The following is a 17,148-nucleotide window of genomic DNA, read 5'->3' as shown; positions in this document are numbered from 1 at the left end:
CTCCATGGGCGCAAGCATTCTCATCGCGAAGGACCTTAGCAAAGTGGTTCCCAGCGCGGAAGGTGAACTGACCATCCTGCACGAACTCAGCCTGGAACTGAACAAGGGCGATAGCCTGGCCATCGTCGGCGCTTCCGGCTCTGGCAAGTCCACCCTGCTGGGCCTCCTCGCCGGCCTCGACCTGCCGAGCAGCGGCGAAGTCACTCTCGCCGGGCAAGGCCTGAGCAACCTCGATGAAGACCAGCGTGCGCGCATCCGCGCCGAACACGTGGGTTTTGTGTTCCAGTCATTCCAATTGCTCGACAGCCTCAATGCCCTGGAAAACGTCATGCTGCCGCTGGAGCTCGATGGCCGCAAAGACGCCCGCGAACGCGCCACCCAATTGCTGCAACGCGTAGGACTGGGCCAACGCCTGACTCACTCGCCGCGCCAGCTCTCCGGAGGCGAGCAACAACGCGTGGCGATTGCCCGCGCGTTTGCCGCCGAGCCCGATGTGCTGTTCGCCGACGAACCTACCGGCAACCTCGACAGCCACACCGGCGAGCGCATCAGCGACTTGCTGTTCGAGCTCAACCAGGAGCGCGGCACGACCCTGGTGCTGGTGACTCACGATGAACGCCTGGCCCATCGCTGCCGGCGCCTGATCCGTCTTGAAGCCGGCCTGCTGGTCGCCCCTCTGGAGCCTTGATGGCACGTCTGCCGCTGTTGCGCCTGTTCCGTCTCGCCATCCGCCAATTGCTGCGCGATGCCCGCGCCGGTGAATTGCGCGTGTTGTTTTTCGCCTTGCTGGTGGCCGTGGCCGCCAGCACCGCCATCGGCTATTTCGGCGCCCGCCTGAACGGCGCCATGATGCTGCGCGCTACCGAATTCCTCGGTGCCGACCTGCTGCTCGAAGGCAGTTCGCCTGCGCGCCCCGAACAGATAAGAAGCGGCACCGAACTGGGACTGGAACATGCGCAGGTGGTGGAGTTTTCCAGCGTCATCGCCACCGACAACGGCATTCAGCTGTCCAGCATAAAGGCGGCCGATGACACCTACCCGCTACGCGGCGAATTGAAAAGCGCGCCCGCACCCTTCGCCGCGGAAACCGTCGGTGGCGGACCGCAACCCGGCGAAGCCTGGGTCGAAGCGCGCCTGCTGACAGCCCTGGACCTGAAGATCGGCGACAGCATCGATGTCGGCATGAAAACCCTGAAACTGGCGCGGGTGCTGACTTACGAACCCGATCGCGCCGGCAATTTCTACAGCCTGACGCCGCGAGTGCTGATCAACCTCGACGACCTTGCGGCCACCGGCGTGGTGCAACCCGGCAGCCGGGTCAGCTATCGCGAATTATGGCGAGGCAATGCTCAAGCACTCGAGACGTATCGGCAACTGATCAAACCGGGGCTTGCCGCCAATCAACGCTTGCAGGACGCCCGCGACGGCAACCGGCAGATCGGCGGCGCCCTGGGCAAGGCCGAACGCTACCTGAACATGGCCAGCCTGGTGGCGGTGTTGCTGTCCGGCGTGGCGGTGGCGCTGTCGGCAACCCGTTTCGCCACCCGCCGGTTCGATGCCAGTGCCTTGCTGCGCTGCCTCGGGCTGTCACGCCGGGAAACCATGGTGTTGTTCAGCCTGCAACTGACCGTGCTCGGGCTGCTGGCCAGCATCAGCGGCGCCCTCCTCGGCTGGCTCGCACAGCTGGGATTGTTTGCCCTGCTGCGCGACTTGCTGCCGACCGACGTGCCTCCGGGCGGGCTGTTACCGGCCGTTGCCGGGATCGGCACCGGACTGGTGGCGCTGGCCGGATTCGCCTTGCCGCCACTGGCGGCTCTGGGCCGGGTTCCGCCATTGCGCGTGCTGCGTCGGGACATGCTGCCGATCCCTTCCAGCACCTGGATGGTCTACGGCGCAGCGCTGGGCGCCCTCGCCCTGATCATGTGGCGCCTGAGCCTGGACCTGGTGCTGACCTTTGCCCTGCTCGGCGGCGGCGTGATTGCAGCGCTGGTGCTGGGCGGCTTGTTGCTGCTGCTGTTGAAGAGTCTGCGGCGCATGCTCGCGCGTGCATCCTTGCCCTGGCGCCTGGGACTCGGCCAACTGCTGCGTCATCCGCTCGCTGCCGCGGGCCAGTCCCTGGCGTTCGGCCTGATTCTGCTGTCGATGGCGCTGATTGCGCTGCTGCGCGGCGAGTTGCTGGACACCTGGCAGAACCAGCTGCCGAAAAACGCACCAAACTACTTCGCGCTGAACATCCTGCCGGCGGACAAACAGGCCTTCATCGATCACCTGATCGCCGTGTCGGCGCAATCGGCACCGCTGTACCCGGTGGTGCCGGGGCGCTTGATCAGCATCAACGGCGAACCGGTACAGCAAATCGTCACCAAGGAATCTGCAGGCGACCGGGCGATCCAGCGCGACCTGAGCCTGACCTGGGCCGCGGACCTGCCATCGGGCAACAAACTCACGGCCGGCAATTGGTGGAACGAACAGACGCCGGAAGATGTTCCCGGCGTGTCGGTAGAAGGCAAGGTCGCCGAAAGCCTGAAAATCAAGCTCGGCGATCATCTGGTTTTCAGCGTGGGCGGGGTCAATCGCGAGGCGAAGGTCACCAGCCTGCGGGAGATCAACTGGGACAACTTCCAGCCGAACTTCTTCATGATATTCCAGCCCGGCACCCTCAAGGATCTGCCGGCGACCTACTTGACCAGTTTCTATCTGGCATCGGGTCATGACCAACAGATTGTCGACCTGTCCCGCGCCTTCCCGGCGGTGACCATCCTGCAGGTCGAAGCCTTGCTGGAGCAACTGCGCAGCATCCTCGCCCAGGTGACCCTGGCGGTGGAGTACGTGTTGTTGTTTGTGTTGGCGGCGGGGATGGCGGTGCTGTTCTCCGGCCTGCAAGCGACGCTGGATGAGCGCATTCGCCAGGGCGCGTTGCTGCGTGCGCTGGGGGCGGAGCGACAATTACTGGTCAAGGCTCGACGTATCGAGTTCGGCTTGCTGGGCGCAGTCAGTGGCTTGCTGGCGGCGCTGGGTTCGGAAGTGGTGAGTTGGGTGCTCTACCGCTACGCCTTTGATCTGCCGTGGCATCCGCACCCATGGCTGTTGCTGCTGCCACTGCTGGGCGCCGTGCTCATTGGCGGTGCCGGGGTGTTCGGCACCCGTCGGGCATTGAACGCCAGCCCGCTGACAGTCCTGCGTGAGGGTTGATAGACTCCTGCCATCCTCACCACAAGAAGCTGTCATGAGCCGTTACCGCCCTCCCCGCACCGCTGGCACCGCGCTGATCACCCCCGAGGGTGAAGCGCGGATGCGCGCCGAGTTCCATGAGTTGTGGCATGTACGTCGGCCCCAGGTCACCCAGGCTGTCAGCGAAGCCGCGGCCCAGGGTGACCGCTCGGAGAACGCCGAATACACCTATGGCAAAAAGATGCTGCGAGAGATCGACAGCCGCGTGCGTTTTCTCACCAAACGCCTGGAAGCGCTCAAGGTCGTCAGCGAAAAACCCAGCGATCCGAACAAGGTCTATTTCGGCGCCTGGGTCACGATCGAGGACGAGGACGGCAAAGAGTCACGCTACCGCATTGTCGGGCCGGATGAACTGGATCTCAAACAGGGCCTGATCAGCATCGACTCGCCCTTGGCTCGCGCCCTGATCGGCAAGGCACTGGACGCCGAAGTTCGGGTCCAGACGCCAACGGGTGAGCAGTGTGTGTATATCGTGGCGATCGACTATCCCTGACCTGCGGCGCTCTGAACCTTAACGCCGGGTAATCAACCCTTGCCGGGCAACGCGGGTCAGTTGCCGGATCACTTCAGGCGCATCTTCGAGGCTGGGGGACTGAATCACTGCCAGATCGAAACTGTCGTCGGCGAAACGAGCGAGCGACTCACCGTCTTCGACAAACTGGATCAGGAAGGCAGCGGGGCCGCCGGTACGACGTGGCCAGCCATCGAGATAACGCAAGAGCGTCGGCTGATGTTTGCCGCCAAGCAGGATTTTTGGATTGCGCTGGGTCAGATGTGCCGTAATCGGCGCGGGACGTACAACGGGGTTTAGTGCATTCATTGTGTCGTGTCTCTGCCTCAAAAGTCTGCATGGCAGGTGAGAGGCAACACCGAACCAGCGCTTTAGCGGTATTTCGAAGCCTGTTCCGGCTTCTATCGGCAACTGGATGGTCACCTGGCGCCCCGCAAGTAGCTGTTTAAATCGGCGCATGAGCAACATCCTAGAGAAGCTGACTGGACAGTGTCAAGAATGACGCGCAACAAAAAAGGCCCGCACAATGCGGGCCTTTTCGTTGAACCAGAGCGGTCAACCGGCGATGGCGCGGTCCGCTGAGAGTTTGCCCGCACCTTCGATCAATACCGCGATACTGCCACCGAGCAAGGCCAGGGCGAATTCATAACCGTTGTTGGCCATGAACAGTCCGTTGCTGATGTGCACCGAGAAAATCGCGACCAGCAACAGGAAGGCCAGGCCAAGCGCGGCCGGGCGAACCAGCAAGCCGATGATCAGAGCCAGGCCGGCGAAGAATTCAATGCCGCCCGCCAGTGTCGCCATCAGGTAACCCGGCGTCAGTCCGTGGCTTTCCATGTACTGCGCGGTTCCAGCCAGACCATAGCCACCGAATGCCCCGAAGAGTTTCTGCGAGCCGTGAGCGGCGGAAATAATGCCGACCACGATGCGCAGAACCGTCAGGCCGTAGCCAGCGCGGGTAGACAGTACCTTGTTGATCAGAGTGCTCATGCTGTTTCATTCCTTGTAAGTGTGTGTTGGTTGGCCGCCATATTAATCAGTAAACCGCATGTTAAAAGCGCAAAAAACCCGCCATAACAATCAGATTAGTTGATCATTTGCGTGAGGCAACCTTTTGCTCCTGGGGCTCCAACGACTCGCGCTCCCGGTCGAACGCCAAGTAATACTTGTTCACGCTATTAACATAGCTGACAGGCCCCATACCTACTTGCTCCATGGCAATTCTTTCGACCTGGAAAAACCACTGGTTGGGATTCAAGCCTCGCCGCCGCGCTTCGGCGCGCATGCCCTGGACCCGCTCCGGCCCGATGTTGTAGGCCGCCAGCACGAAGGCCATGCGTTCGCGCTCGTTGAGTTTCGGGCTGGCAAAGAACTTGCGCCGGATCATCGCCAGGTACTTGGCCCCGGCCTGCACATTGCCATCAAGGTCCTGAATATTGTTGACCCCTACCCGCTGCGCCGCAGAAGGCGTGATCTGCATCAATCCGGTCGGGCCACCATCACTGCGGGCGGCAGGTTGCAGGGCTGACTCCTTGAAGGCCAGCGCCGCCAGGTTCAGCCAGTCCATGCCCTGGGCATCGGCGTGTTTCTGCAGCACCGGGCGAAGTTTTTCCAGACGCTGCCGGTCCGCCTTGGCCAGTGGATAGTGCACTTGATAGAGACGACGATAGATCCGCAGGAACGCGACGTCCTGATCCGATGGTTTTTTGTAGACGGTGAGGAAGCGATCGATGCTGGCCCGCAACATCGAGGCATCGCGGCGCACGAACCAGAACTCTTCCCCTGGATCACTGACGAGTACCTGCTTGTCGAAACGCAGCTTGGGCAGGATCTTGCCCCAGCGTTCGGCGATCGGCTGCTCGACGATGGTCAGGTGGAAGATCCCGCCCTGCACCATCTCCAGCACATCCTCGACGGCAAGGCTCGGATCGACCCATTCGATTGTGACCGGTGGCAGTTTGTGCAAGGCGAGCTTTTGATTGATCTGGCTGACGGCATCTCCGGCGGCGCTGCCGGCGGGTAACGCCAGGGTCTTGCCGGAAAGCTGTTCAAGCCTGGTGTAGCGGCGTTCGCCCTTGATGCCCACCAGGACCAACGGGATGTTGCTGGCAATCGGCTCACTGGTGCTGACGGCGAAGCCGGGTTGCAGATCGAGCAACTCGCCTGGCGCCACCAGGTCGCCCTCCCCGCGCTGCAATGCGCCAAGCAGTTGATCCTTGGCCTTGGGAATGATCTTGAGGGTGATTTCCTGGCCGTCACGGGCGTGGCCGTTGAGGTATTGCTCGAACGCTCTCAGGCGATGGTATTCAACCCCGATCGCCTGCCCCTGGACTTCGCCGGAACTGTTGCGGCTCTGGTTGACCAACACCCGCAGCACACGACTGCTGCGAATTTCCGCAAGGTCGCGCACCTTGCTGGCCGGTACGGCTTGCAGCGGCCCGGGCAGACGCGCGACCGCCGACATCGGCAGTAGCAGCGAACAACACAGCAGTAGCAAAACCGAGGGACGAATCATCCACTCTCCGGAAAGAATATGAGGCCCGCTTCAATGACGAAAACCATCAAGCGCGGCGACAAAAACAGAGCGCCCAAGGCGCTGGCAAAGTGCGAAAGACTGGCACAATGATGGCAAAACTACCAACCCGGCTTGCCCCGCGGCTCAAGAGACAGCGTTAACCCGTTGTAGTTCTTGGCTTTTCTTATAAATCCACGGCTCTGATATGCTTTCCGGCCTTTGGGCCGAGGTAGCACCATGCAACTCATCGATATCGGCGTCAACCTGACCAACGCCAGTTTTGCCGACAAACACCAGGCCGTACTCGACCGTGCCTACGCGGCCGGCGTGTGCCAACTGGTGCTGACCGGCACCAGTGTCGAGGGCAGTGAACAGGCTCTTGAGCTGTGCCAGCAACTGGACGAAAGCGCCCAGCGCCTGTTCGCCACCGCCGGTATTCACCCTCATTGCGCCAGCGACTGGAACGCCGACAGCGCCCGACGTTTGCGCAGCTTGCTCAACGAGCCGAATGTGGTGGCCGTGGGTGAGTGCGGGCTGGATTTCAACCGTAATTTCTCGCCGCGCCCGCAACAGGAGAAAGTCCTCGAAGAACACCTGGCCATGGCCGTCGAATTGCAGCTGCCGGTGTTTCTGCACGAACGCGACGCCAGCCAGCGTTTGCTGGAAATCCTGCGCGACTTCCGCGACCGACTACCGGCCGCGGTGGTGCACTGCTTCACTGGCGAGCAGAAGGCACTGTTCAGCTATCTCGACCTGGACTTGCACATCGGCATTACCGGCTGGATCTGCGACGAGCGCCGGGGCACGCATTTGCATCCGCTGGTCAAGGAGATCAAGCGCGGACGCCTGATGCTCGAAAGCGATGCACCGTATCTGCTGCCGCGCAGCCTGCGCCCCAAGCCGAAAAACGGGCGCAACGAGCCGGCGTATCTGACCGAAGTATTGCGCGAAGTGGCGCTGCATCGCGGGGAAAGCCAGGAAGATCTGGCGGCGCACACGACAGCGTGCGCACGGGCGTTTTATGGCCTGCCATTGATCTCCTGATTCCCACAGGTTTGAAGTTGATCTGCATCAAGAATCAACCACCTGAGTAGCGGCACAATGATGGCACCTTGCCAAAACTGTTTCCGCTATCAGAGAAGACCTCCATGGGTGCCTGGCTTAGCAATATCTCGCTGAAATACAAATTCTGGGCGGTCAACGCCGTCGCTTTCGTCACCACCCTGTTGTTGGCGCTGTACGCGGTGCAGATCGAACAGCAGGCCCGCAGTCACGCTGCCCAGGCTTCGGCCCAGGCCCAGGCGCGATTGCTCGAAGCCTGGCCCGCCGGGCAACCGCTGCCCCACGTCGACAACCTGCTGGCGTTCAGCCGCGGGCAGGCACCCACGCTCAATGAGCAACCCGTGCAAGAACTGGCCGACGCTAATGGCTGGGTCGAGATCAACCCGATGCCGCTGTTCGGTGACAATCCGTTGATGGGTGCCGAAGTGTTTACCCGTGCCGACGGCCAACGGGTCGCCCTGATTGCCCATGGCCCGAGCTTGAGCCAGGTGTTCAACGAGCGCTTCGCCAACTACGCCTTGGCCGTGTTCATCCTGATGCTGGCAATGCTCGGCGCATCGCAGTTATTGATCCGCTTCCTGCTCAGCCAGCTCAACACCTTGAAAGACGTCATGTTGCACGTGGAGAAAACCGGCGACCTGTCGGCCCGCGTGCCATTGGCTTGCAGCGACGAAGTCGGGCAAATGGCCAACGCCTTCAATGCCATGCAGGCCGGTTATCAACGGGTAGTCAACACCGTCGCCAGCACCGCCCGGCAATTGGACATCAGCGCCGCGCGGCTGGCGGCCAGCATGAATGAAGTGCGCCACGGCATGCTGGGCCAGCAAAGCGAAACCGATCAGGCCGCCACGGCGATCAATGAAATGACCGCCACGGTCTATCACATCGCCCAACACGCTGGTGCCACCCGTGACCTTTCGCAATCGGCCAATACCCTGGCCGGCAGCGGGCAGGAGGTCGTGACACGGGTGCAGCGGTCGATTGCCGGGCTGTCCACTGGCGTCCAGCAGACCGCCGAGATGATTCAACGCCTGGCCAAGGACAGCCAGAAGATCAACGGCGTGGTCAACGTGATTCACAGCATTGCCGAGCAGACCAACCTGCTGGCGCTGAACGCAGCCATCGAAGCGGCCCGGGCCGGCGAGATGGGTCGCGGCTTCGCGGTGGTCGCCGATGAAGTACGCAACCTCGCCAAACGCGTGCAGGCCTCCACGGATGAAATCACCCTCATGGTCTCGGCGTTGCAGGCTGGCACGCGGGACGCCGTGGATTTCATGCAAGAGAGCTCGTTCAAGGCTGACGATTGCGTGCAACAGGCGCAAGAGGCCGGGGCGGCATTGGCCGAGATCACCAGCGCAGTGGCGCAGATGCGTGAAAGCAACACGCAGATCGCGGTGGCGGCCGAGCAGCAGAGCCAGGTGGCAGAAGAGATGAACCGGGCGGTGGTGAGCATCCGTGACGTGACCGAGAACACGGTGCAGCAGACGGTGACTTCGGCGACCACCAGCAATGAGCTGGCGGCGTTGGCTGGGGAATTAAGCAAGACGATAGGTCAGCTCAAACTTTGAGGGCCTCTTCGCGAGCAAGCCCGCTCCCACAGGTGACCGAGTTCTTTCATTAGAATGCGGACGAATGTGGGAGCGGGCTTGCCCGCGATGAGGCCGGAACCGGCAACATCAATCCAGACCATGACACCTATCAAGCCAATAGCCAGCCTTGATTCGCCGCCAGCATTGACCGGGCCTATTCTTCCTACATGTGTTCAACATGGATCGAGGATCAGCATCATGGGCAAACGTCACCCCAACCTTCCCGCCTGGCAATGGCGAGCGTACCCGAACAATCACCAGCACCCGACCAATCTGGTGCTGCACCTGATCGCGGTGCCGCTGTTCATCGTGGCGTTTCTGCTGATTGTGTCCGGGGTGTTCAGCCTGAGCCTGGCAAACATCGCCATCGGCGTGATCGGTGTGATTGCGGCGCTGGCCTTGCAACGCCACGGCCACAGCCTGGAGACCCAAGCCTCCGAACCCTTCAGTGATCGCAAGGATGCGGTATCGCGCCTGTTGGTCGAGCAGTTCCTGACGTTTCCGCGGTTTTTCCTCAGCGGCGGCTGGTGGCGCGCCTGGCGTGAGCGCCACCGCCGTCACTGATCAAGCGAATACGGTCACCGTCTGCCGGCTCATGGCGATCAACCGGCCATCCGCGCTCCACATTTTTGCGGCGGCATGTCCGTAGCCGTCAGCGGCGTATTCGGTTTCGACCAGGTATTTGCACCAGTCCAGGGTGGTCAGTTGCAGCAGCGGTTGCACGAACTCGATGGTCCAGGTCAGCGTGCTGCCCATCGCCGGTTTCTTCAAAAACGGCATCAGGGCCGGCGGCCAGGCGTCCACCAGCGCCAGGATATGCGCCTCGCTGATGGCCTCTTCCTTTACATCACCGCGCAAGCGTACCCAGCCACCCATTTGCCGGGATGTACTACCACTGAACGGCAGCCCGCCGACACTCCAGCGCATCGCCAGATGCCGCATGAACTCCGGGATGACGCCTTCGACAAAAGGCAATTCCTGGCATTCGTCCCAGTGCTTCATTTCAGGTGCCGGTTCAGCGGCCACCGCCACTTCCGAGGGGCGCGAGGCACCAAAGCTGCCCTGGATCAACGTCACCACTTGGCCCTTCTGCATCACCCGGCCCAGCACTTGGCTGACGGCCTTGCCTTCACGCAGCACCTCGACCTCAAAACTGACCGGAACCTCGGGTTCAACCGGGCCGACGAAGGTGATTGCCAACGAACGCACCGGCCGATCCGCCGGAACCCGGGCGCGCATGGCTTCGTACTGCAAAGCAGCCACCAGGCCACCGAAACTGGCCCGTCCCTGGGCCCAGGAGGCCGGGATAGACAGCTCCAGCGGCTGGCTGCGGACAGCATCGAGCAGTTCGGAAAAACGCATGAAAACCTCTGGGATCGGAAAAAGATGAAGGGATCTTAACCAGCCAGCGAAGGCTATACAGCACCCATTCCGGCCAAATTGACTGACAGATGAGCCGTGCTCGGCTCTAACACAAAATCTCTGGCCAACATTGAGCCCCCACAAGGGATCTGGATAGATATCAGGATTTGAAGCAGTCGCGGCTGAGTTTCTCCAGCACAAGGTCCGCACGCTGTTCAGCCTCGACCATGGTAGTTTTCCAGACCGCAGCACAGGGCTGCAAATCCGCTTCCCGTTCAGCCATGGCCAGCCATTGCACGCAATCGTGCCAGTCACCCAGCGCGCCCTGGGCCGATTTCAATCGGGGCATGGCCGCTTTCGGCAAACGGTCCAGCTCGGGGTAAGCGTCGATGCCATAGCGCACGCGCTTGATCAGCAGGCGCAATCGATGACGGTCGTGGGTCGGATCGTGCAGTGCCTTGTCGAGTTTTTTCCACTGCTTGCCCAGGCGCTTTTCGATGCGCTTGCGCAGGCCCTTGAGCAATCCCTGGCGCTGGGCGGCACGCAGAAAACGCGGAAACGCATCGAGGACGATCAGCATTTGCGCGAGCTCGGGACTGGCCGCCACAGCCGGATAGGCCTCGGCCATTTGCGCCATGCGCCACTGTGCGGCTTGGGGTTGATGGTGCTGGAGCAGGTACGCCGCCAGCACTTCGCGATCACGTAATGGCGTGCTCAGTTCGCCCACCCTGGAGGCGGCCGCTTCCAGTTGCTCGACACCGGGCTGCCCGCGCAAGGGTCGCAACAGGCTGCGCAACCGACGCATGGTTGTGCGCAGATCGTGTAACGCTTCAGGGTCTGTACGCTCTTTCAAGCGGGCCTGACAGGCCAGCAGACGAACTTCCAGGCCCAGAACCTGAGCCACCAACCGATCGATCATGGGGGTTTACTCCGTAAACAGCGCCAGGCTGCAAGCTCCAGGCTGCAAACTCGATGAGTCTTGCAGTTTGCAGCTTAGAGCTTGTAACCGCTTTTCGCTTTTAACGCCCTGCGCGCGATTCACGAATATAGAAACGGGCCTTCTCGGCTTTGGTGGTGCAGCCTTCGAACCCCTCGAATTGCTGCTGGGTCTTGGCCGCGGTCAACAGCGACAGGGCCTTGGAGTAGCTGACAGTCCCGGCAAAACCTTCGGCCTTGGCCAGGTCCAGTTCATGCCATGCAGCATCCAGGTTGCTACCGCAACTGTCGCGATAAGCGGTTTTGCCGGCACAACCGGCGAGCGCCAGGGCAATCAATGGCACGCAGATCCAGGCTTTCATCACTCACTCCTCAAAGATAGGTCAACAGTCGTGCAGGTAAGACGTTGTGGCACCTGAAAAGTGCCGTTGGTCCGCTGTGCAAACTATAGCGCTGCCGAGAATAACCATGTGCCGCCATGGAGTGTCGAAAATACGACGCTCTTGCCCCATCGAACGACCATGGCGATTGAAGCATGGCCCTCGATGGGTGCATTGTTGAACCATTCAAACGAGGGCGATCCATGAAAAAGCGCGTCGCACTGGTATTGGGCTCGGGTGGAGCCCGGGGTTATGCACATATCGGGGTCATTGAAGAGATCGAACGGCGCGGCTATGACATTGCCTGTATCGCCGGATGCTCCATGGGCGCGGTGGTGGGTGGGATCTACGCCGCCGGCAAACTCAATGATTACCGCGACTGGATCGAGAGCCTGGACTATCTCGACGTGTTGCGTCTGGTGGACGTCAGTTTTCGTCTGGGGGCGATCCGTGGCGAGAAAGTCTTCGGGCAGATCCGCAAGATCGTCGGCGAGATCAACATCGAAGATTTGCGTATCCCCTACACCGCCGTTGCCACCGACCTGACCAACCAGCAGGAAATCTGGTTCCAGGAAGGTTGCCTGCATCAGGCCATGCGCGCCTCGGCAGCGATTCCCAGCCTGTTTACCCCGGTGATGCAGGGCAACCGCATGCTGGTGGACGGCGGCATTCTCAACCCGCTACCGATCGTGCCTGTAGTGTCGAGCCATTGCGATTTGATCATCGCGGTCAACCTCAACTCCACCAACCAGCGCCACTATCAATTGCCGGTCATCCAGCGTCCCGCCGCCTTCAAGACCCGCTTCGACAGCCTGATCAACTCCGTCGGCTCTAAGCTGCCGTTCCGGCGCAAACAGGCTGAACAATTGTTGGTTCTGGAACAGGAAGCCTTGAAGGCCGAAGGTGCAGACTTCAATCCGTGGATCGAATCCGCCGAGCCCGAAGCGCAGCAACCCGCGGCCGCTCCGCAAGCCAGTGGCGCCCCTCGCTCCGCCACCGGTTCGTTCATCATCGACAATGTCGGACCGGCGTCCTTGCTGGATTTGATCAACCAGAGTTTCGAGGTGATGCAGACGTCGCTGGCGCAGTACAAGATTGCCGGGTATCCGCCTGACATCCTGATCAACGTGCCCAAACGCGTATGTCGGTTTTTCGAGTTCTACAAGGCGCCGGAGTTGATCGCGCTGGGACGGGAGATTGCGCGGGATACGCTGGACCGGTATGAGAATGAGCAGAACTGAGCGCCTGAAAACTCTCGATTGAATGTAAGGGCCTCATCGCGAGCAGGCTCGCTCCCACAGTGAATCTTTGGTGTTCACAAAATGTGTATCTGGCCGAAACTCCTGTGGGAGCGAGCCTGCTCGCGATGGGGCCGGATCATTCAGCACAAAACTAAAGGCTGCCCTCACTCAACAACCGATACCCCACCCCCGCCTCAGTGACGATGAACCTGGGTTGGGTCGGATCATCCGCGAGTTTCTGGCGCAAGTGCCCGACCACGATACGCAAGTAGTGAGTGTCTTCGGTGTGAGTCGGCCCCCAAATGTCCTTGAGCAATTGCTGTTGGGTGATCACCCGTCCGGGATGTCGCGCCAGTTGCGCCAGCACGGCGTATTCCTTGCGGGTCAGCGCGACCTCGACTCCGTCGAGCAACACCCGGCGATACGCCAGGTCGACCGTCAATGGACCGAAGCTCAGCGCCGCTTGTTGCGCCTCGCCTGCGGGCGCCTGGCGCAATAAGGCCCGAATCCGCGCCAGGAACTCCTGGATGCCGAACGGCTTGGTCACGTAGTCATTGGCGCCGCCATCCAGGGCATCGACTTTCTGCCCTTCACTGGCGCGCACGGAGAGCACCAGCACCGGCACCGTCGACCACTCGCGAAAATCGCGCAATACCTGTTGGCCGTCCATGTCCGGCAAGCCGAGATCGAGCACGAGCAAGTCCGGTTTGTTCAGCGCGGCTTGCGCCAACCCTTCGCTGCCGGTGCCCGCCTCCAGCACTTTATAGCCCTGGGAAGCGAGGCTGATGCGCAGGAACTTGCGGATCTGCGGTTCGTCGTCGATGACCAAAATGGTCGCGGTCTGGCTCATGAATTCACATCAATACAAAGAAGTGGCAAGAGAGTAGCGCAAGCGCGATCAGGCTTCACTTTCGTATCCCGGCTGTGCCTGCAGCGGCAGGTGCAACATGATGCAAGTGCCGCGCCCCTCGATGCCGTCGGTAACGGTGATGCGCCCGCCATGGGCACCGACCATGCCCTGACAAATCGCCAGCCCCAGCCCGGTACCCTGCCCGCCGCGATCACCCCGCGCCGCGGTATAGAACATGTCGAAAATCTTCGCCCGTTCCGCCTCCGGAATCCCCGGGCCCTCATCGCTGACTGAAAAAAACAGCTCACTGTCATCGGCCCCGGCGCGCAATTGCATACGCCCGTGGGGCGGCGAAAACCGCGCGGCGTTTTCCATCACGTTGATCAGTGCCTGTTCGATCAGCGCGGCATGCACATACAGCAACGGTAACTCGGCCGACACGTCGGTGCTGACCTGCAACGACGCAAGGACTGTCCGCAGCCGATTGAGCGCACTGCCGACGATGTCCGCCGGCGACACCCAGTCCCGCGCCAGCTTCAAGGCTCCGTGGCCGAGGCGGGTCATGTCGAGCAGGTTTTGAATGTAGCGGTCGAGGCGCTCGGCTTCATCGCGGGTGCCTTCGAGCAACTCACGTCGATCCTCCAGCGGGATCGCTTCACCCAGGGCCAGCAGGCTGTCGATACTGCCGCGCATGGACGTCAGCGGAGTGCGCAAATCGTGGGACACCGACGCCAGCAAGGCACTGCGCAGTTGCTCGGTTTCGCCGTGCAGCCGCGCCGCTTCCAGATCATCGGCCAGTTGCGCCCGGGCCAGCGCCTGGGCCAGCGGCTGGCTCAGCGCGGTCAACAAGCGTCGGCGCTGGCCGCTCAGGGTCTGGCCTTCCCTGGCGCATACGCCGAGCAACGCCAGCGGGCCGTCCTCTACCGATAACGGCCACCACCACCAGCGGCCGAACGGCAAGGTGCCGGTGCCCGCACCCGCCGGTTGATCGTGCTGCCAGGCCCAATCGGCGGCGGCGCGCTCGGCTTCAGTGAACTCCAGCGGGCCACCGGTTTCGACTTTCCAGCCGCTTTGCCCGTCGCGATTGAGCAGGCACAGTTGTACATCGTTCCAACCATTGAGGTGCTGGGCGGCCGCGCTGACCACAGCCTGGCGGTCGGTGGCGGCGGTGAGCTTGCGTGACAGGTCGAGCAATTCGGTGGTTTCTTCCTGAGTATCGCGCAGTGCCTGCAATTGCCTGCGCTGACGCGCCGCGAGGTTGCCGGTGAGGGCCGCCATCAGCAGGAAGAACAGCAGGGTCAGCACGTCTTCTTCGCGCTGGATTCTGAAAGAGAAATTCGGTGGAATGAACAGGAAGTCATAGGTCAGGAACGACAGCGCCGCACAGGCCAGCGCCGGCCCGAGACTGCTGCGCACCGCCACCAGCAATACCGCTGCAAGGAACACCAGGGAGATGTTCGGCAGTGGCAGCACGCTCGCCACGGCCCAGGCCAGGGCGCTGGCCAGAACCGTCGCGACCACGGCCAGTGAGTAGTCGAACCAGACCAGTGAATGCATCGACCGCTGATGGGGTTGATGCTGTTGGTGATCGCTGTCGAGAACGTTGATTTCCAGTCCGCGAGCATTGCGCAGCAGACGCGCCGCCAGCCCGCCCCCGAACAGACGTCGGCTCAAACGCGGCCGGGACTGACCGACCAGCACCAGGCTGGCGCGGCGTTCGGCGGCATGCTGGATCAGGGTTTTCGCCACTTCACCGGCGCGCAGCAACACCACTTCGCCGCCCAGGCGCTCAGCCAGTTGCTGGGCGCTCTGCAGACGCAGGCGTGACTGCTCGTCACGCACGCTGCCGTTGTCCACGTGCACCAGACTCCAGGGCAGGTGCCGCCGCTGGGCCACGCGACTGGCATGCCGTACCAGGCGCTCGGCCTGCGCATCGCCGTCGACCCCCACCAGCAAACGCCCGCGCACGGCCGGCGCCGCTTGCCCCAACTGACGATACCCTTGGGCCAGATCGTTATCGACCTGAGCCGCCGCGGTTTGCATCGCCAACTCGCGCAGGGCCGTGAGGTTGGTCTGGGAAAAGAACGCGTCGATGGCCGCCCGCGCCTGCTCCGGCACATAGACCTTGCCATCGCGCAGGCGCTCCAGCAGCTCCCGTGGCGGCAAGTCGATCAGCAGCAGTTCATAGGCTTCCTGCAACACCCAGTCCGGCAGGGTTTCGCGGACCTGCACGCCGGTGATGCCACGCACCTGGTCGTTGAGGCTTTCCAAGTGCTGGACGTTGACCGTGGTGTACACATCGATGCCGGCGGCGAGCAGTTCCTGAATGTCCTGCCAGCGTTTTTCGTGACGGCTGCCCGGAGCGTTGGTGTGCGCCAGTTCGTCGACCAGCACCAGCTTCGGTTTGGCGAGGAGCAGACCGTCGAGGTCCATTTCTTCGAGCAACACGCCACGGTACTCGGAACGTACCAACGGCTGCTGCGGCAAGCCGCTGAGCAGGGCTTCGGTTTCGGCCCTACCGTGGGTTTCGACGACGCCGGCGATGATTTTCACCCCTTGGCGTAACTGGGTGTGGGCCGCTTGCAGCATGGCGTAGGTCTTGCCGACACCCGGCGCGGCGCCGAGAAACACCTTGAGCCGGCCACGGCCATCGCGGGACAGGTCTGCTAACAGCGCGTCGGCGCGGCCGGAGTTGCTCATGCTTGGGAATCTCTTTTTTCAGATGTTGTTGTGGTGATTGTGAGTCCGTCATCGCGAGCAGGCTCGCTCCCACAATTGGAATGCATACTCCTGTGGGAGCGAGCCTGCTCGCGAATGGCTGCACCGCCGATTTACAGTTTTTCCAGTGCCAGATTCAACTCAAGCACATTCACCACAGGCGGGCCTACCAGTGGTTGCTCGATGTGGGCATCCAGCAGTTGCTGCAGGGTCGCCACCGGCAGGTTGCGCGCCGTCGCGACACGCGCCAGTTGATAGGCAATCGCCGCCGGTGGCAAGTGCGGATCGAGACCGCTGCCAGACGTAGTGACCAGCGCCAAGGGCACCGGCCCCTGGCCAGGCACCAGCAGTTTGCTGGCATCGTCGAGTACCCGTGTCGCCAGCGCCGGGTTGCTCGGCGCCAGGTTGCTGGCACTGCTCGACACGGTGGCAAAGGCACCGGCCGAAGGACGCGGGTGGAACCAGGCGTCGCCGACGAAATCCTGGGCGATCAGCGAGGAGCCGCGGACCTTGCCCTCGGCATCCCGCACCAGGCTGCCGTTGGCCTGATCCGGGAATGCGACCTGGGCCACGCCGGTGACCACCAGTGGATAAGCGACGCCGGTGATCAGCGTCATCAGGACCAGCAGGCTCAGGGCCGGGCGTATCAATGTGGACATTGCAAAATCCTCGAATTCGTAAAGTGTTCAATCCGTTGCACCGTGGTGCACTCATCGCGAGCAGGCTCGCTCCCACAGGGGAATGCGGTGCTCC

General features: G+C 62.0%; 16 protein-coding genes. 7 read left to right on the top strand and 9 right to left on the bottom strand.

Annotated elements, in window-relative coordinates:
• Positions 1 to 4 precede the first annotated feature (4 nt).
• From KGA85_RS28055 to greB, 3 genes are read left to right on the top strand one after another with little or no spacing between them, the layout of a single operon-like run.
• Complete coding sequence (locus tag KGA85_RS28055) at positions 5 to 688, top strand: ABC transporter ATP-binding protein (RefSeq protein WP_223456271.1); 684 nt, start codon at positions 5 to 7, stop codon at positions 686 to 688.
• On the top strand, positions 688 to 3,192 hold the full coding sequence (locus KGA85_RS28050) for an ABC transporter permease (RefSeq protein WP_223456270.1): 2,505 nt from the start codon (positions 688 to 690) through the stop codon (positions 3,190 to 3,192). The genes KGA85_RS28055 and KGA85_RS28050 overlap by 1 nt, the downstream gene beginning before the upstream one ends.
• Positions 3,193 to 3,226: 34 nt before the next feature.
• Positions 3,227 to 3,724 (top strand): transcription elongation factor GreB, encoded by a 498-nt coding sequence (gene greB / locus KGA85_RS28045; protein WP_007973570.1) that lies wholly within the window; start codon positions 3,227 to 3,229, stop codon positions 3,722 to 3,724.
• An 18-nt stretch (positions 3,725 to 3,742) separates the two neighbouring features.
• Here the strand turns inward: greB and KGA85_RS28040 are convergent, their stop codons facing one another.
• The 3 genes from KGA85_RS28040 to KGA85_RS28030 form a co-directional block, all read right to left on the bottom strand.
• On the bottom strand, positions 3,743 to 4,051 hold the full coding sequence (locus KGA85_RS28040) for a hypothetical protein (RefSeq protein ID WP_008001428.1): 309 nt from the start codon (positions 4,049 to 4,051) through the stop codon (positions 3,743 to 3,745).
• Between the two features lie 246 nt (positions 4,052 to 4,297).
• A complete protein-coding gene (locus KGA85_RS28035) occupies positions 4,298 to 4,732 on the bottom strand; it encodes a DoxX family protein (RefSeq protein ID WP_223456269.1) in 435 nt (144 codons plus the stop codon).
• A gap of 103 nt (positions 4,733 to 4,835) precedes the next feature.
• Positions 4,836 to 6,257 (bottom strand): transglycosylase SLT domain-containing protein, encoded by a 1,422-nt coding sequence (locus KGA85_RS28030; protein WP_223456268.1) that lies wholly within the window; start codon positions 6,255 to 6,257, stop codon positions 4,836 to 4,838.
• 237 nt (positions 6,258 to 6,494) lie between these two features.
• On the opposite strand from KGA85_RS28030, the gene KGA85_RS28025 reads away from it, so the two are divergent.
• The 3 genes from KGA85_RS28025 to KGA85_RS28015 all read left to right on the top strand — a co-directional run bounded on the left by KGA85_RS28025 (position 6,495) and on the right by KGA85_RS28015 (position 9,472).
• A complete protein-coding gene (locus KGA85_RS28025; RefSeq protein ID WP_223543553.1) occupies positions 6,495 to 7,301 on the top strand; it encodes a TatD family hydrolase in 807 nt (268 codons plus the stop codon).
• Between the two features lie 104 nt (positions 7,302 to 7,405).
• Positions 7,406 to 8,887, top strand: coding sequence for a methyl-accepting chemotaxis protein (locus KGA85_RS28020; RefSeq protein ID WP_223456266.1), 1,482 nt, complete (start codon positions 7,406 to 7,408; stop codon positions 8,885 to 8,887).
• 219 nt (positions 8,888 to 9,106) lie between these two features.
• A complete protein-coding gene (locus KGA85_RS28015; protein WP_008049048.1) occupies positions 9,107 to 9,472 on the top strand; it encodes an Mpo1-like protein in 366 nt (121 codons plus the stop codon).
• On the opposite strand, the gene KGA85_RS28010 is transcribed toward KGA85_RS28015, so the two are convergent.
• From KGA85_RS28010 to KGA85_RS28000, 3 genes are all read right to left on the bottom strand, one after another.
• Positions 9,473 to 10,270, bottom strand: a complete 798-nt coding sequence (locus KGA85_RS28010) for an acyl-CoA thioesterase (RefSeq protein ID WP_223456265.1) — start codon at positions 10,268 to 10,270, stop codon at positions 9,473 to 9,475.
• A 160-nt stretch (positions 10,271 to 10,430) separates the two neighbouring features.
• Entirely contained in the window at positions 10,431 to 11,189 is a 759-nt protein-coding gene (locus tag KGA85_RS28005; RefSeq protein WP_223456264.1) for a CHAD domain-containing protein, read from the bottom strand.
• Positions 11,190 to 11,289: 100 nt separating this feature from the next.
• Positions 11,290 to 11,568, bottom strand: a complete 279-nt coding sequence (locus tag KGA85_RS28000; protein WP_008000319.1) for a hypothetical protein — start codon at positions 11,566 to 11,568, stop codon at positions 11,290 to 11,292.
• Positions 11,569 to 11,789: 221 nt separating this feature from the next.
• On the opposite strand from KGA85_RS28000, the gene KGA85_RS27995 reads away from it, so the two are divergent.
• On the top strand, positions 11,790 to 12,827 hold the full coding sequence (locus tag KGA85_RS27995) for a patatin-like phospholipase family protein (RefSeq protein WP_223543552.1): 1,038 nt from the start codon (positions 11,790 to 11,792) through the stop codon (positions 12,825 to 12,827).
• Between the two features lie 151 nt (positions 12,828 to 12,978).
• Here KGA85_RS27995 and KGA85_RS27990 read toward each other — a convergent pair whose 3' ends face one another.
• The 3 genes from KGA85_RS27990 to kdpC form a co-directional block, all read right to left on the bottom strand.
• Entirely contained in the window at positions 12,979 to 13,677 is a 699-nt protein-coding gene (locus KGA85_RS27990) for a response regulator (protein ID WP_223456262.1), read from the bottom strand.
• 48 nt (positions 13,678 to 13,725) lie between these two features.
• Positions 13,726 to 16,377, bottom strand: a complete 2,652-nt coding sequence (locus KGA85_RS27985; RefSeq protein ID WP_223543551.1) for a sensor histidine kinase — start codon at positions 16,375 to 16,377, stop codon at positions 13,726 to 13,728.
• Positions 16,378 to 16,508: 131 nt separating this feature from the next.
• Complete coding sequence (gene kdpC, locus KGA85_RS27980) at positions 16,509 to 17,054, bottom strand: potassium-transporting ATPase subunit KdpC (protein WP_223456260.1); 546 nt, start codon at positions 17,052 to 17,054, stop codon at positions 16,509 to 16,511.
• Between the last annotated feature and the right edge of the window lie 94 nt (positions 17,055 to 17,148).

The organism is Pseudomonas sp. GL-B-12, assembly GCF_019955895.1.
Taxonomy (GTDB): domain Bacteria; phylum Pseudomonadota; class Gammaproteobacteria; order Pseudomonadales; family Pseudomonadaceae; genus Aquipseudomonas.
This window is presented reverse-complemented; position numbering and strand designations above follow the sequence as displayed.